Here is a 15,401-nt window from a genome sequence, read left to right on the forward strand (position 1 = left end):
GCCATGACCACCACCACAGGCTCCCTCACTTCGTCCCGCTCGCTGTCGTACATCGCTCTGTTCGCGGCGCTGATGGCGGTGTTCGGCCTGATCCCGAAGATCGACCTGCCGTTCGGCGTGCCGATCACGCTGCAGTCGCTGGGCGTGATGCTGGCGGGCTGCCTGCTGGGGCCGCGCCGCGGCTTCCTGGCCATCGCGCTGTTCCTGCTCGCGGTGGCGCTGGGCCTGCCGCTGCTGCCTGGCGGCCGAGGCGGCCTGAGCGTGTTCGTGGGGCCGACGTCGGGCTTCCTGTTCGGCTGGATGTTCGGCGCCTTCGCCTGCGGCCTGCTGATGCGCCTTGCGGTGCGCCGCATGGCCGGCGCCACGGGCCTGCCCCTGCTGGCGGCGGCCTTCCTGTCGTCGGTGGTCGGCGGCATCTTCGTGATCTATGCCTTCGGCATCGTCGGGCTGTCGTCGGTGGCCCACATGCCGCTGCCGAAAGCGGCGCTGGCCATGCTGGTCTTCATTCCCGGCGACCTGATCAAGTGCGGCCTCTGCGCGATGCTCGTGCAGACCGTGATGCGCGGCATGCCGGGCTGGCGGCTCGACCGCGACTGACCTGATCGATCTAGGGCCGCTTGAATATGGTGGCCGAGAGGTAGTCCTTGCGCGGGCCGCGCACCGCGTGGCGGATCGTGAAGGAGCCGTCCGGCAGAAAGCGGTAGCCGCTGTCGTAGGTGTCGGGTGTGCACAGGTGAGTGGCCGACCCCGCGAGCACATCGCCGTCGCACACGATGCCGACGGCATGGAACAGGCGCGGCGGGCTCTCGGCAAAGTGCACCGCGAATCCCCCGGGAATGCGCTCGAAGAAGTATTCGCGGTGCCCGTCGAACTCCTTGCCGTCGGCCAGCCGGATCCGGCCCTCTTCGCGGTACTTCAGCATTCCCGTCTCGAGCGGCGTGAACACCGCGACGCCGCTCATGGAGGCCTGGCCCTCGATGGTCCGCTCCAGGTCCCACGCGCCTGCCAGCCTGTCGAAGACGGTGTCCGCAGTGCCCCAGGCCGACAGGGGCGGGAGGGGTGGAAGAGGGGCGGCGGGCTCGCGCATGCAAAGACTCTACGGCAAGCCGCGATCTCCTCCGGAAACGGGAGATTGTTTCCAACATGTGAACGCCGTGGTTCTGTTTGCTAAGGGTTTTTACTTAGATAACGGCGCACAATTCATCTCACAGACCGGCCCCCAAGCCGATCTGGGTGAACAGGGCCCCCGAGCGAGGTGGCCGCCCCCCGAAGGGACGGTGACCCACCCAAGACCGGTTCGAAATCATCCAAGTGCAAAAGAACTGAAACGAATTGAAGGACATCCAAATGACCGCCTCGAAGCTCCTCTCCGCTATCTCCATCGCCCTGCTGGCCGCTGCCGGCGCCGCTCACGCTGAGTCGTACGAAGGCGTGCACCAGCTGACCTCGGCCGCCAGCCGCGCCGACGTCGCCGGCCAGGCCGTGGTTGCTGCCCACAGCGCCAACCCCTACGCCACCGGCGCCGATGCCGGCCCGGCCCGCGTGATCGTCTCGACCGTCAGCCGCGCCGCCGTTCGCGCCGATGCCGTGGCCGCCGCGCACAGTGCCGATCCGTATGCCGAAGGCGCTTCCGCCGTTGCGGCACCGGTCTTGGCCAGCACGGTGGACCGCGCCGCGGTGCGTGCCGCCGCCCGCGCTGCGGCCCGCGGCGACAGCCTGCCGCTGTAATCCGCCGCGACAGCCTGCTGCCAGGCGAAAGACAGAAACCGGGCCATGCGTTTGCATGGCCCGGTTTTTTTTTGGCCGACTCAAGCCGAAGGCAGTTCCCGCAGCGCCGCCACGAGGAAGGGCGGGCCGCCGGGCAGCGCCGCGTCGTGCAGCGTGACGAACCATTGCGCCGCGCCTTCGTGCGCCGGGCCCGCGCGCAGCGTCCACGCATAGACCCGCCGGCTGCCGTGCGCATCGTCGGCGGCTTCGCAATGCGCCACCGTTTCGTCGCGGCACTCGTCCACCAGCACGGCGTGGCCGTCGTGGTCGTGGCGGATCGCGCGCTGCATCAGGCGCACGCCGATGCGCTCCGGCGCCGCGGTGCGTTCGCCGTCCCGTGCGGGCGGCACCGTCGCGCGCAGGCGCTGGTCCAGCGGCATGTCCGCGCGGAAGCCTTCGCCGCGTTCAAGCGACATGTTTTCGAGTGCCACGCGCACGCGGCGGCGCTCGCGCGGCGTGGTCACGAGGAACATCACCGTCGACACCGAGAAGATGCCGAAGAACGGCAGCCCCACCAGCAGCCAGAGCCATTGCCAGCCGCCGCGCAGCGACCACGTGATGGCCTGGAAGCCGAACACGGCCATGAAAGCCAGCACCGCCAGCGCGACCAGCCATGCGATCCAGTCGGAGAACGGCTTCTGCATGCGCTCGGTGGCCTGCGGCGCGTCGGAGCACCATTCGGTGGGCACGTGCTCGTCGAAGGGCGGCAGCCCGGCCACGCGAGGGTGGGCGATCAGGTCGATGGAAGGATGGCGCTGCGGCATGAAGAGCCGCCGAGCATAGCCAGCCGCAGGGGGCCGCGTTGCATTGCCTTGTCCTGGCGCATCCTTCATGATGGCGCGGCGCGGAAGGGGTGGCCGCAGGGGCTCATGCTTTCGCATTACTGCGCCGTCCTGATGCGGTGGGCGAAAATAAACCGCTCCCGCCAGCAGACAAACAAGAAAGCACGATTCGTCGCCGCCGATGCGGCAACCCAACACGCATGGCCCTCACTCTCGATCCTGAAGACACACGCGGACGCATCCACGATCTCGTGTGGAGCGGCTTCCATCCCGATGCCGACATCGAATGGATGATCACCGACGAGTACCTTGATCCGGACGAGCTCTCCGCCGAGGACCGCGCCTGGGTGAAGGCCGAGGCCGCACGCGCCTGCGCCGCCAAGCGCGCGGCCGAATCCGGGTGGCCCGCGCAGACCGAATACGACCGGCTCGAAGCGGTTTTCGCGCAGCTGCGCGGCGAGAAGATCATTGCGCTGCATCGCGCGGGCAACACGCTGGCCGACGGCCACGACGATGTGCGCGAGCAGTGGCGCGCCGCGGGGCGGCTGGCTTCGGGCATTCGCGGCTGCTGCTTCTATCACTCGCAGGACCTCGACACCGCGGTGCGCACCGGCCGCCTGCGCCTGGCCTTCAGCGGCGGCATGATCCCCGAGATCGAACAGCGCGAAGCCAACACCGTGGTGGTGGGCTACCGCATCGTGGAGCTGCTGCGCGCGGCCGGCTTTGGCGCGCATTGGAGCGGCAACGTCGACGAGCGCATCGAAGCCGACCTCGGCCAATGGCGCAAGCGGAGCCCCGGCGCGTGAGCGTGATGACGCCATACCCAACCGAATAGCCCCTCGCGCGACGGCTTTGGCGGTTCACGCCATGATCGCGCCATGATTCCGTTATCGATCCTCGACCTTTCCCCGATCACCGAAGGCAGCGACGCCGCGCAGTCGTTCCGCAACTCGCTCTCGCTGGCGCAGCATGGCGAGAAGCTGGGCTACACGCGCTACTGGCTGGCCGAGCACCACGGCATGCCGGGCATCGCGAGCGCGGCCACTGCGGTGCTGCTGTCGTACGTGGGGGCAGGCACATCGACCATCCGCATCGGCGCCGGCGGCGTGATGCTGCCGAACCATTCGCCGCTCGTGATTGCAGAGCAGTTCGGCACGCTGGAGTCGCTGTACCCGGGGCGCATCGACCTCGGCCTCGGGCGCGCACCGGGCTCCGACCAGCGCACCGCGCGGGCCTTGCGGCGCAACCTCGAATCGGACGCGGACCAGTTTCCGCAGGACGTGATCGAGCTGATGGACTTCATGTCGAAGGCGCCGCAGCAGCCGGTGCGTGCCGTGCCCGGAGCGGGGCTCGAAGTGCCGGTATGGATTCTCGGTTCGAGCACCTTCGGCGCGCAGCTCGCGGCGCACCTGGGCCTGCCCTATGCCTTCGCCTCGCACTTCGCGCCGCAGCAGATCATGCAGGCCATCCAGATCTACCGCGAGACCTTCAAGCCGTCGGCGCAGCTGCAGAAGCCGTACGTGATGCTGGGCTTCAACGTGTTCGCGGCGGACACCGATGCCGAAGCGGAGTTCCGCGCCACCTCGTGGCAGCAGGCTTTCGTGAACCTGCGCAGCGGCCGGCCGGGGCGCTTGCCGCCGCCGGTGGAAAACTACCGCCAGAAGGTCGGGCCGGCGGAGAACGCATTGCTCGACTCCGTGCTGTCGTGCTCCGCGGTGGGTTCGGTCGACACGGTGAAGAAGGGCGTCGAGGCATTCGTGGCGCGCACCGGTGCCGACGAACTCATGATCACCTCGCAGGTGTTCGACCACGCGGCCCGGCTGCGCTCCTACGAGCTGCTGGCCGAAGCATTCGGACAGAAGAAGCGGTAAGCAGCCGCGGCTGCTACACAGCCCGCTTGCGGGCTTCCTCGTCGACGAGATCCTTCTTCGAGAGCTTGCCCACCGGCGTCTTGGGCAGCTCGGCGCGGATCTCCAGCGCGCCGATCATCTCGTGCTTGCCGAGGCGGTCCTTCAGGAAGGCCTTGAGCGCATCGAGCGTCAGTTCGGGCGCGCCTTCCTTCAGCTTCACGAAGGCCTTGGGCGACTGGCCGCGGTACTCGTCGGGGATGCCGATCACGCAGACCTCGGCCACCGAGGGGTGCTCGTATACCGCCTCTTCCAGTACACGCGGATAGACGTTGTAGCCGCCGCACAGCAGCATGTCCTTGGTGCGGTCGACGATGTAGAGGTAGCCGTCGGAGTCCATCTTCGCGACGTCGCCGCTGCGGAAGTAGCCGTCGGCCGTCATCGATTCGGCCGTGGCCCTGGGGTTGTTCCAGTAGCCCTTCATCACGTTCGGGCCCTTGATGCAGAGCTCGCCAGCCTCGCCGAAGGTGGTGACGTCCTTCGACGGATCGTCCAGGCTCACGAGCTTGATGCGCACCTGAGGCAGCGGCATGCCGCACGAGCCTGCCTTGCGCAGGCCGCGTGCGGGCGTGAAGGTGCCCACGGGCGAGGTCTCGGTCATGCCCCAGCCCTCGTTGAGGTGGCAGCCGGTGAGCTCGAAGAAGCGCTGCTCCACTTCCACCGGCAGCGGCGCCCCGCCGGAGCCGCAGAACTTGAGCGAGCGCAGGTCCATCTCCTTCGCCTTGGGGTGCGAGAGGATGGCGGTGTACATCGTCGGCACGCCGGGGAACACGCTGATCCGGCTGGCGGCGAGCTCGTTCATCACCGCGTCGACATCGAAGCGCGTGTGCAGCACCAGCGCCGCGCCCAGGCGCACGCCGAGCAGCATCGCGGCGCTAAGCGCGAAGATGTGGAAGAGCGGCAGCACCACCAGGAAGCGCTCGGTGCCCTCGGCCAGGATGGGCGGATCGCCCTTTGTCGACTCGTAATACTGCGCCGAGGCCGACGTGAGGTTGGCGTGCGTGAGCATCGCGCCCTTGGGCAGGCCGGTGGTGCCGCCGGTGTACTGGAGCACCACGATCTCTTCGGCGAGGTCGCCCAGCGGGTAGGTCTTGTGCGCGCCCTCGCTTTTCAGCAGCTCGGTGAAGCGCACGTGGCGGTCGTCCACGGGCACGGAGGCGATCTGGCCTGCGCCCTGCAACTGGGCCTGCACCTTGTCGCCCATGGCGCCGTAGTCGCCGAGGCTGCCGACCACCAGCGTCTTCAGGCGCGAGTTGTCGAGCAGGCGCGCCATCTGCGGGTAGAGGTTGACGAGGTCGAGCGTGATGAGGATGTCGGTGCGGCTGTCCTCGATCTTGTGGGCCAGCACGCGCTCGGCGTCCAGCGGCGAATAGTTCACCACCGTGCCGCCGGCCTTCAGCACGGCAAAGAAGGCGATCGGGTAGTGCGGCGTGTTCGGCAGGTAGAGGCCGACGTGCACGCCGGGCTTCACGCCCAGGTCCTGCAGGCCCTTGGCCGCGCGCTCGACGGCGGCGCCGAGTTCGCGGTAGGTGATGACCTGGCCCATGAACTCGACGGCGGAGCGCTCGGGCCAGCGCTCGACGGCCTCGTCGAGCATCTGCTGCACCGGCTTCACGGGCAGCTCGGCGTCCCAGCGCATGCCCGCGGGGTAGGCGCGCGTCCAGGGGAGGGTGTCGCCGGAATTCGAGGCGGTGGAAGGTGTGGCCATGCGTCTTGTCTCCGCTTGCTGTTGTCGTGAATGGCGTGGCGGGTCTTGCTGCCGCCTTCGTCCGGAATCACTTTAGCGCCGGCCCTCCCGTCGATGGCCCGTGGGCTGACAAACCGGCGACACGGGTTTTCCCGATTTCCCACACGCCGGAAGCCCCTTCCACGGGGCTGGGACAATAGGGGGCTTATGGCAAAGCATCGGATCGTTGTGGGACTGAGCGGCGGAGTGGACTCCGCTGTGACGGCGCACCTGCTCAAGCAGCAGGGGCATGAGGTGGTCGGCATCTTCATGAAGAACTGGGAAGACGACGACGACAGCGAATACTGCTCGTCGAACATCGACTTCGTGGACGCCGCCAGCGTGGCCGACGTGCTGGGCATCGAGATCGAGCACGTCAACTTCGCCGCCGACTACAAGGACCGCGTGTTCGCCGAGTTCCTGCGCGAATACAAGGCCGGCCGTACGCCGAACCCCGACGTGCTGTGCAACGCCGAGATCAAGTTCAAGGCCTTCCTCGACCATGCCATGCGCCTGGGCGCCGAGAAGATCGCGACCGGGCACTATGCGCGCGTGCGCCTGAACGAGGCCACAGGCAAGCACGAACTGCTCAAGGGGCTCGATCCGTCGAAGGACCAGAGCTACTTCCTGCACCGCCTGAACCAGGCGCAGCTGTCGAAGACGCTGTTCCCGGTCGGCGAACTGCACAAGACCGAGGTGCGCCGCATCGCGGAAGAGATCGGCCTGCCCAACGCGAAGAAGAAGGACTCGACCGGCATCTGCTTCATCGGCGAACGGCCGTTCCGCGAGTTCCTCAACCGCTACATCTCCAAGGAGCCCGGCCCCATCAAGGACGACCGCGGCCGCAAGCTGGGCGAGCACCAGGGGCTGAGCTTCTACACGCTGGGGCAGCGGCAGGGGCTGGGCATCGGCGGCGTGAAGGAGAGGGGCGCACAGCGCGGCTCGGGCGACTATTCGCCGTGGTTCGTGGCGCGCAAGGATGTCGAGAAGAACACGCTGTGGGTGGTGCAGGGGCACGACCATCCGTGGCTGCTGTCGTCGGCGCTGAAGGCGGACGATGCGAGCTGGGTCTCCGGCGAGGCGCCGGCACCGCGCGGCTATGGCTCGAAGGCGCGCTACCGGCAGGCCGATGCGGCCTGCGAGATGGATACCGGGGGAGACTCCGGCGTCGCGTTCGCCCTGCGCTTCGGCGAACCGCAATGGGCCGTCACGCCGGGGCAGTCGGCCGTGCTCTACGACGGCGAACGCTGCCTTGGCGGCGGCGTCATCGTCTGACTCAGGGCGCCGAGCGCACCGATTCGTCGACGTGGACCACGTCCAGCGGGTGGCGCTTGCCCGCCAGATGGTCTTCGATGCACTGCAGCAGCAGCGGGCTGCGGTGCCGCGCCACACTGGCGCGGATTTCATCCGCCGTCATCCAAACGGTGCGCACGATGCCTTCATCGAGCGGGCGGCCTTCTTCGAACGCGCCCAGGGTGCCTGCGAAGGCGAAGCGCATGTAGGTGGTGTCTTCGCCCCTCTCGGCCGCCGGCCGCGAGCGCGCCATATAGATGCCGATGAGCGCCGTTGGCGTGAAATGATGGGCGGTTTCTTCGAGGGTTTCGCGCACGCAGCCCTCGGCCGGGGATTCGCCGGGGTCGAGGTGCCCCGCGGGCGTGTTGAGCCGCAGGCCATCGGCAGTCTGCTCCTCGACCAGCAGGAAGCGCCCGTCGCGCTCGATCACCGCGGCCACGGTGACGTTGGGTTTCCAGCGCGGGCCTGCTGCCATGTTTTCGGCCTTCTTCTTATTTCAGCGCGTAGCCGCTGAAGCGCCAGACACGATCGCTGTCGAGGTGAAAGCTCACGAGTTCGCGCAACGTGCTGTCGGGCTTGTTCGCGAAGCGGGTCTCGTATTCGACGCTGACGTACTGGCCGGCCGTATCGCCGTCGGCGTCGGCCACGATCTGGCGGCTGACCGACACCCAGATGCGCATCTGCGGTGCTCCGATCGGGGCGCGGCTCCTGGCGATCTGGGTGGTGAAGTCGGTGCGCGTCACGCGCTTGCGGGCGGCGGGGGTGGCGCCGTCCCACAGTTCGCCGGCCTTGCCCTGGTCGATCATCTGGATCACCTGCATGCCGCCTCGCACCATGTCGCTGGCTTCGACCTCCTGTGCGGCGGCCGGGCCGAACCAGCTCCAGAGCAACGTGGCTGCGAGCAGCAATCGGATCATCGGGTTCATTCGTCTCAAGCCTTCTGGTGGGCGCACAGCCAGTCCTGCAAGGCTGGGTCCGCAACGGTGGAAACCGTTCGAGACTGTAGCGTGCCGGAGATTCCCGGCTCAGCGCACGCCGATCCCCGGCAGCGCATCGGCCTCGATCGTTTCCAGCCTGTACCCCAGGCCGTAGATGGCCAGCAGCAGGAAACCGTTTGCGGGGCGCAGGTCGAGCTTGGTGCGCAGGCGCGAGATGTGGGTGTCGAGCGATCGCGACAGCGCCTCGATGCCAAGGCCCCAGACGGCCTCGTGCAGGTGCTCGCGCGAGAGCAGCCGCCCGAGGTTCTGGAACAGGAACAGCGCGAGTTCGTACTCCCGGTTCTTCAACTCGACCTGCACCCCACGAACCTTCAGGAGGCGCGAGGGCGGATAGAAGTGGTAGGGGCCGAAGACCAGCTCGGCCTCGTGCTGGGCCGGGTAGGAGCGGCGCAGCAGCGCATTCACGCGAGCTTCGAGTTCACCGGCGCGGGCGGGCTTGACCATGAAGTCGTCCGCGCCCGCATTGAGGCCTTCGACCAAATCTCCCTCGTCGTGCCTGTCGGTCACGAAAAGAATGGGAAGCCGGCTATTGAGTTCGCGGCGGATGGACTTCACGACGTCGGGGCCCTTCATGTCGGGCAGATTCCAGTCGAGTATCAGCAGGTCGAAGGTTTGCCGGCGCATCGCCTGCAACAGCGCCTTTCCTTCCGTATAGGAATGGCACTCGTGCTCGAGTGCCGTCATGGTTTGATTGATCCGCTTGGGTTGATCTACACCGTCGTCGAGTACTGCAATTCGCATTCCATCCCCTTCTTCCTCCTTCGTCAGTCTCGGTGAGCTGACGATTTGGGGTCGGAGTGTATCCATCTGCGACTAACGTAAAGTTCAAAGGCCGCAACTAATGCACGCAAATCGCGTTTTCCAGATTAATTGTTAATAAATTTGGCAGCAATTGGATGCAAATGGTGAATTTGATTGTGAATCTCATTAATGACTGTTAACAATTTTTTGCTGGACAAACAGCCTTGATTTTCCTGGTCAGTTGGAGATAGACGCGCGTCACCTCCCTCGAACGCGCTATCGAATACCCGAATTCGCTATTGAATGAATAGCAGCGGCGACAACGTTCATCGGCACTTTGGGGCGAAAACCACAGAGCGTTTTTGCGACAGCGAACGCTTGTAATCTTGCTGTAAGCTCTGCCCGCGTTCCGTTTGCCCCTTGCTCTGAGGAGATCTCTATGCTGATAGGCGTGCCTGCCGAGACACTGGCTGGCGAAACCCGCGTGGCTGTTACACCCGAAACGGTGAAGAAACTGGTGGCCTCAGGGCACACCGTACGGGTGCAGTCGGGGGCTGGCGTTGCCGCCAGCGTCACCGATGCCGCCTACCAGGCCGCCGGTGCCGAGATCACCAACATGAACGCCGCGTTCGCCGCCGACATGGTGCTCAAGGTGCGCACGCCCACCGATGCCGAGACCGCGCTGCTGAAGTCCGGCGCCGTCGTCATCGGCATGCTCAACCCCTTCGATGCCGCCGGCCTGCAGCGCCTGGCCTCTGCCGGTGTCACCGGTTTCGCGCTCGAAGCCGCGCCGCGCACCACGCGCGCCCAGAGCATGGACGTGCTCAGCTCGCAGGCCAACATCGCCGGCTACAAGGCCGTGATGATCGCGGCCGACAAATACCAGCGCTTCTTCCCGATGCTCATGACCGCCGCCGGCACCGTGAAGGCCGCGCGCGTCGTCATCCTCGGCGTCGGCGTGGCGGGCCTGCAGGCCATTGCCACGGCCAAGCGCCTGGGCGCCGTCATCGAAGCCTCCGACGTGCGTCCCAGCGTGAAGGAGCAGATCGAATCGCTGGGCGGCAAGTTCATCGAGGTCTCGTACGACACCGATGAAGAAAAGGAAGCCGCCGTCGGCGTCGGCGGCTACGCCAAGCCCATGCCCGCGAGCTGGCTCGCACGCCAGCAGGTCGAAGTCGCCAAGCGCGTGGCGCTGGCCGACATCGTCATCAGCACCGCACTCATTCCCGGCCGTGCCGCGCCCACGCTGATCACCGAGGACATGGTCAAGGCCATGAAGCCCGGTTCGGTGATCGTCGACATCGCCGCCGGCAAGGGCCCCGATGGCATCGGCGGCAACTGCCCGCTGTCCGAAGCCGACAAGACCGTGATCAAGCACGGCGTGACCATCGTCGGCGAGACCAACCTCGCGGCGCTGGTGGCGGCCGATGCCTCGGCGCTCTATGCGCGCAACGTGCTCGACTTCCTCAAGCTCATCGTCACCAAGGAAGGTGCGCTGAAGATCGACCTCGAGGACGACATCGTCGCCGCCTGCCGCGTCACGCAGGACGGCCAGGTCACGAAGAAGTAAGCGAACACGCGAGGAGAAGAACCCATGGATCCCGTTTCCCATACCGTCATCAACCTGATCATCTTCGTGCTGGCCATCTACGTGGGCTACCACGTGGTGTGGACCGTCACGCCCGCGCTGCACACGCCGCTGATGGCCGTGACCAACGCCATCTCGGCCATCGTGATCGTGGGCGCCATGCTGGCGGCCGCGCTCACCGAAACCACCTTGGGCAAGACCATGGGGGTGCTCGCGGTCGCACTCGCGGCGGTGAACATCTTCGGCGGCTTCCTCGTCACGCGGCGCATGCTCGAGATGTTCAAGAAGAAGGACAAGAAGGCCGCACCGAAGGCTGACGCAGGAGCAGCCCAATGAGCATGAACGTCGTCACGCTGCTGTACCTGATCGCCAGCGTCTGCTTCATCCAGGCCCTGAAGGGCCTGAGCCATCCCACCACTTCGATCCGCGGCAACGTCTTCGGCATGGCCGGCATGGCCATCGCCGTGCTCACCACCGGCGCGCTGATCTACAACATCGCTGGCGGCCACCTCATGGGCCTGGCCTGGGTGCTGCTGGGGCTGGTGGCCGGCGGCGGCTACGGCGCCTGGCGCGCCAAGACGGTCGAGATGACCAAGATGCCCGAGCTGGTGGCCTTCTTCCACAGCATGATCGGCCTGGCGGCGGTGTTCATCGCGGTCGCGGCCGTGGTCGAACCCGCGGCCATGCTCGAAGGCATCGCTAAGGGCGCGCCCATTCCCACCGGCAACCGGCTCGAACTGTTCCTGGGTGCGGCCATCGGCGCCATCACCTTCAGCGGCTCGGTCATCGCCTTCGGCAAGCTCTCGGGCACCTACAAGTTCCGCCTGTTCCAGGGCGCGCCGGTGCAGTTCGCGGGCCAGCACATGCTGAACCTCGTGCTCGGCCTGGCCATGATCGGGCTGGGGCTGGTGTTCATGTTCACCGAGAGCTGGCCCGCCTTCTTCGCGATGCTGGCGCTGGCCTTCGTGATGGGCGTGCTCATCATCATCCCGATCGGCGGGGCCGACATGCCGGTGGTGGTGTCGATGCTCAACAGCTACTCGGGCTGGGCGGCTGCGGGCATCGGCTTCAGCCTGAACAACGCGATGCTGATCGTGGCGGGCAGTCTGGTGGGCTCTTCGGGCGCGATCCTGAGCTACATCATGTGCAAGGCGATGAACCGCTCGTTCTTCAACGTGATCCTGGGCGGCTTCGGCGGCGAGGCGGTCAGCGCGGGCGGCGGTGCGAAGGAACAGCGTCCGGTCAAGAGCGGCAGCGCCGACGACGCGGCGTACATGCTGAGCAACGCAGAAACCGTGATCATCGTGCCGGGCTACGGCCTGGCGGTGGCGCGCGCGCAGCATGCGGTGAACGAGCTGGCGGAGAAGCTCACGCACAAGGGCGTGACCGTGAAGTACGCGATCCACCCGGTGGCCGGGCGCATGCCGGGCCACATGAACGTGCTGCTGGCGGAGGCCGAGGTGCCGTACGACCAGGTGTTCGAGATGGAAGACATCAACGGCGAGTTCGCGCAGGCGGACGTGGCGATCATCCTGGGCGCCAACGACGTGGTGAACCCGGCCGCGCTCACCAAGGGCACGCCGATCTACGGCATGCCGATCCTGGAGGCCTACAAGGCCAAGACCGTCATCGTGAACAAGCGCTCCATGGCCGCCGGCTATGCGGGCCTGGACAACGAGCTGTTCTACATGGACAAGACGATGATGGTCTTTGGCGACGCAAAAAAAGTAGTGGAAGATATGGGCAAGGCCATCGAATAGGCCGAAGGTCCACGCCCGCGCAGCGGGCGAACTCTTCGCGGCGCCACCTCGTGCGCCGTTTTCGTTTTCAACAGTCCGACTCCCGGAGGAGACAAATCCAATGACCGATCGTCCCTGGCTCAGCAGCTATCCGCAGGGTGTGCCCGCCGATATCGATGCCTCGCAGTACAACTCGCTGGTCGCGCTCATGGAAGAGAGCTTCGCGAAGTACGCCGAGCGCACGGCCTACAGCTTCATGGGCAAGGACATCAGCTACGGCGAGACCGACAGGCAGAGCAAGGCCTTCGCGGGCTACCTGCAGGGCCTGGGCCTGGCCAAGGGCGACCGCGTGGCGGTCATGATGCCCAACTGCCCGCAGTACCCGATCGCGGTGGCGGGCATCCTGCGCGCAGGCCTGATCCTGGTCAACGTGAACCCGCTGTACACGCCGCGCGAACTCGAGCACCAGCTCAAGGACTCGGGCGCGAAGGCGATCGTCATCATGGAGAACTTCGGCACCACGCTGCAGCAATGCATCGCGGCCACGCCGATCAGGCACATCGTGCTGGCCTCCATGGGCGACCGCCTCGGCTTCCTGAAGGGTGCGCTCGTCAACTACATGGTGCGCAACGTCAAGAAGCTGGTGCCCCAGTTCAGCCTGCCGGGTGCGGTGCGCTTCAACGAAGCGCTCGACAAGGGCGCGAGTGCTTCGGTGAAGCCCGTGGCCATCGGACCCGATGACGTGGCCGTGTTGCAGTACACCGGCGGCACCACCGGCGTGTCGAAGGGGGCTGTGCTGCTGCATCGCAACGTGATCGCGAACGTGCTGCAGTCCGAGGCGTGGAACGAGCCGGTCATGAACAAGGTGCCGGCGGGCGAGCAGCCCACCAGCGTGTGCGCCCTGCCGCTGTATCACATCTTCGCGTTCACGGTCGGCATGATGCTGAACATGCGCACGGGCGGCAAGCTGATCCTGATTCCGAATCCGCGTGACATCGCGGGCGTGCTGAAGGAGCTGTCGAAGCACACCATCCACAGCTTCCCGGCCGTCAACACGCTGTTCAACGGGCTGGCGAACCACCCCGACTTCAACACTGTCAACTGGAAGAACCTCAAGGTCTCGGTCGGCGGCGGCATGGCGGTGCAGGCCGCGGTCGCGAAGCTGTGGCTCGAGAAGACCGGCTGCCCGATCTGCGAAGGCTACGGCCTGTCGGAAACCTCGCCGTCGGCCACCTGCAACCCGACCAACAGCACGGCCTACACCGGCACCATCGGCCTGCCGCTGCCGAGCACCTGGCTCAAGCTGCTCGACGACGACGGCAACGAAGTACCGGCCGGCGAGCGCGGCGAAATCGCCATCAAGGGCCCGCAGGTGATGGCCGGCTACTGGCAGCGCCCCGACGAGACCGCCAAGGTCATGACGCCCGACGGCTACTTCAAGAGCGGCGACATCGGCGTGGTCGACGAACGCGGCTACTTCAAGGTGGTCGACCGCAAGAAGGACATGATCCTGGTGTCGGGCTTCAACGTGTACCCGAACGAGGTCGAGGACGTGGTCGCACTGATTCCGGGCGTGCTCGAATGTGCCGCGGTCGGCGTGCCCGACGAGAAGACCGGCGAGGCCGTGAAGCTGGTAATCGTCAAGAAAGACCCTTCGCTCACGGAAGCGCAGGTGCGCGAATACTGCCGGGCAAACCTTACGGGTTACAAGCAGCCGCGAATCGTGGAGTTTCGTAGCGACATGCCTAAGACGCCGGTCGGAAAGATCCTGCGCCGCGAGTTGCGCGACGCGAAGAAGTAAGGGTTCGGCCCGGTGAGGGCTGCGGCATCGATCTTGCATATTCGCGGTCGATGTTTCGATTCCTCCTGACCCGCGTGAGCCTGCTGGTGCCGACCTTCATCGGCATGACGCTGCTCGCCTTCTTCCTCATCCGGCTGGTGCCGGGCGACCCCATCGAGACGATGGCCGGCGAGCGCGGGATCGACCCCGCGCGCCACGCCCAGCTGCGCACAGCCTACGGCTTCGACAAGCCGGTGATCGTGCAGTACGGCATCTACATCGGGCGCGTGCTGCACGGCGACCTCGGCAAGTCGCTGATCACGCAGGACACGGTGATGAGCGAGTTCCTCGCGCTCTTCCCGGCCACCGTCGAGCTCGCGGCCTGCGCCATTCTTTTCGCGCTGCTGCTCGGGCTGCCGGCCGGCATCCTCGCGGCGGTGCGGCGCAATTCCATCTTCGACCACGGCGTGATGGCCACCTCGCTCACCGGCTACTCGATGCCGATCTTCTGGTGGGGGCTGCTGCTGATCCTGTTCTTCTCGGTGCAGCTCGGGTGGACGCCCGTGTCGGGGCGCATCGCGGTGCAGTACTACATCGAGCCCGAAACTGGCTTCCTGCTGATCGACTCCCTGCGTGCCGGCGACATCGGTGCCTTCTGGTCGGCATTGCACCACCTGATCCTGCCGGCCATCGTGCTCGGCACGGTGCCGCTCGCGGTCATCGCGCGCATGACGCGCTCGGCCATGCTCGAAGTGCTGGGCGAGGACTACATCCGCACCGCGCGCGCCAAGGGGCTGTCGCGCTTTCGCGTGGTGGGGCTGCATGCGCTGCGCAATGCGCTGATCCCGGTCGTGACCGTCATCGGGCTGCAGGTGGGCGTGCTCTTCACGGGCGCCATCCTCACCGAGACCATCTTCTCCTGGCCCGGCGTCGGCAAGTGGCTCATCGAGGCCATCGGCCGGCGCGACTATCCGGTGCTGCAGGGCGGCATGCTGCTGCTCGGAGGAATCGTGATGCTGGTCAACCTGCTGGTCGACGTGGCCTACGGCGTCATCAACCCGCGCATCAGGCACTGAAGCC

16 protein-coding genes are annotated in these 15,401 nt (G+C 66.4%); 10 read left to right on the forward strand and 6 right to left on the reverse strand.

The features are described from left to right. Positions 1 to 3: 3 nt before the first annotated feature. Positions 4 to 597: a biotin transporter BioY gene (locus ACEOAB_RS01345; protein ID WP_413751365.1), complete on the forward strand. Its 594-nt coding sequence runs from the start codon at positions 4 to 6 to the stop codon at positions 595 to 597. Between the two features lie 10 nt (positions 598 to 607). Here the strand turns inward: ACEOAB_RS01345 and ACEOAB_RS01350 are convergent, their stop codons facing one another. Next, positions 608 to 1,087 (reverse strand): DUF6314 family protein, encoded by a 480-nt coding sequence (locus ACEOAB_RS01350; protein ID WP_495653388.1) that lies wholly within the window; start codon positions 1,085 to 1,087, stop codon positions 608 to 610. A 260-nt stretch (positions 1,088 to 1,347) separates the two neighbouring features. Here ACEOAB_RS01350 and ACEOAB_RS01355 point away from each other — a divergent pair, with 260 nt between their 5' ends. Next, complete coding sequence (locus ACEOAB_RS01355) at positions 1,348 to 1,728, forward strand: hypothetical protein (protein ID WP_056588556.1); 381 nt, start codon at positions 1,348 to 1,350, stop codon at positions 1,726 to 1,728. Between the two features lie 80 nt (positions 1,729 to 1,808). Here the strand turns inward: ACEOAB_RS01355 and ACEOAB_RS01360 are convergent, their stop codons facing one another. After that, the gene (locus ACEOAB_RS01360; RefSeq protein ID WP_330910868.1) at positions 1,809 to 2,531 is read right to left on the reverse strand and encodes a hypothetical protein; all 723 of its coding nucleotides are present in this window, start codon (positions 2,529 to 2,531) and stop codon (positions 1,809 to 1,811) included. Positions 2,532 to 2,749: 218 nt separating this feature from the next. On the opposite strand from ACEOAB_RS01360, the gene ACEOAB_RS01365 reads away from it, so the two are divergent. Together ACEOAB_RS01365 and ACEOAB_RS01370 are read left to right on the forward strand one after the other, a co-directional pair. Next, positions 2,750 to 3,355: a DUF6891 domain-containing protein gene (locus ACEOAB_RS01365; protein ID WP_330910867.1), complete on the forward strand. Its 606-nt coding sequence runs from the start codon at positions 2,750 to 2,752 to the stop codon at positions 3,353 to 3,355. Positions 3,356 to 3,427: 72 nt separating this feature from the next. Then, positions 3,428 to 4,420: an LLM class flavin-dependent oxidoreductase gene (locus tag ACEOAB_RS01370; protein WP_413749269.1), complete on the forward strand. Its 993-nt coding sequence runs from the start codon at positions 3,428 to 3,430 to the stop codon at positions 4,418 to 4,420. Positions 4,421 to 4,433: 13 nt separating this feature from the next. Here ACEOAB_RS01370 and ACEOAB_RS01375 read toward each other — a convergent pair whose 3' ends face one another. After that, the gene (locus ACEOAB_RS01375; RefSeq protein WP_413749270.1) at positions 4,434 to 6,164 is read right to left on the reverse strand and encodes a long-chain-fatty-acid--CoA ligase; all 1,731 of its coding nucleotides are present in this window, start codon (positions 6,162 to 6,164) and stop codon (positions 4,434 to 4,436) included. A gap of 186 nt (positions 6,165 to 6,350) precedes the next feature. On the opposite strand from ACEOAB_RS01375, the gene mnmA reads away from it, so the two are divergent. Next, on the forward strand, positions 6,351 to 7,457 hold the full coding sequence (mnmA, locus tag ACEOAB_RS01380) for a tRNA 2-thiouridine(34) synthase MnmA (RefSeq protein ID WP_413749271.1): 1,107 nt from the start codon (positions 6,351 to 6,353) through the stop codon (positions 7,455 to 7,457). Position 7,458: 1 nt separating this feature from the next. Here mnmA and ACEOAB_RS01385 read toward each other — a convergent pair whose 3' ends face one another. The 3 genes from ACEOAB_RS01385 to ACEOAB_RS01395 form a co-directional block, all read right to left on the reverse strand. Beyond that, on the reverse strand, positions 7,459 to 7,950 hold the full coding sequence (locus tag ACEOAB_RS01385; RefSeq protein WP_413749272.1) for an NUDIX hydrolase: 492 nt from the start codon (positions 7,948 to 7,950) through the stop codon (positions 7,459 to 7,461). 16 nt (positions 7,951 to 7,966) lie between these two features. Beyond that, positions 7,967 to 8,401, reverse strand: a complete 435-nt coding sequence (locus tag ACEOAB_RS01390) for a DUF4019 domain-containing protein (protein WP_495653389.1) — start codon at positions 8,399 to 8,401, stop codon at positions 7,967 to 7,969. 99 nt (positions 8,402 to 8,500) lie between these two features. Continuing rightward, entirely contained in the window at positions 8,501 to 9,214 is a 714-nt protein-coding gene (locus tag ACEOAB_RS01395) for a response regulator transcription factor (protein ID WP_413749274.1), read from the reverse strand. Between the two features lie 439 nt (positions 9,215 to 9,653). Between ACEOAB_RS01395 and ACEOAB_RS01400 the strand changes: the two genes are divergently transcribed. From ACEOAB_RS01400 to ACEOAB_RS01420, 5 genes are all read left to right on the forward strand, one after another. After that, a complete protein-coding gene (locus ACEOAB_RS01400; protein WP_413749275.1) occupies positions 9,654 to 10,784 on the forward strand; it encodes a Re/Si-specific NAD(P)(+) transhydrogenase subunit alpha in 1,131 nt (376 codons plus the stop codon). A 24-nt stretch (positions 10,785 to 10,808) separates the two neighbouring features. Then, positions 10,809 to 11,138 (forward strand): NAD(P) transhydrogenase subunit alpha part 2, encoded by a 330-nt coding sequence (locus ACEOAB_RS01405; RefSeq protein WP_413749276.1) that lies wholly within the window; start codon positions 10,809 to 10,811, stop codon positions 11,136 to 11,138. Then, positions 11,135 to 12,562: an NAD(P)(+) transhydrogenase (Re/Si-specific) subunit beta gene (locus ACEOAB_RS01410; RefSeq protein ID WP_007828437.1), complete on the forward strand. Its 1,428-nt coding sequence runs from the start codon at positions 11,135 to 11,137 to the stop codon at positions 12,560 to 12,562. Before ACEOAB_RS01405 ends, ACEOAB_RS01410 begins: the two co-directional genes overlap by 4 nt. Positions 12,563 to 12,662: 100 nt before the next feature. Then, positions 12,663 to 14,342 carry a long-chain-fatty-acid--CoA ligase gene (locus ACEOAB_RS01415; RefSeq protein WP_413749277.1) on the forward strand — a complete coding sequence of 560 codons (1,680 nt, stop codon included), beginning with the start codon at positions 12,663 to 12,665 and terminating at the stop codon, positions 14,340 to 14,342. 50 nt (positions 14,343 to 14,392) lie between these two features. Next, positions 14,393 to 15,397, forward strand: coding sequence for an ABC transporter permease subunit (locus ACEOAB_RS01420; RefSeq protein WP_056588582.1), 1,005 nt, complete (start codon positions 14,393 to 14,395; stop codon positions 15,395 to 15,397). The last annotated feature ends 4 nt before the right edge of the window (positions 15,398 to 15,401 follow it).

It is taken from the genome of Variovorax sp. Varisp53, from assembly GCF_059491555.1.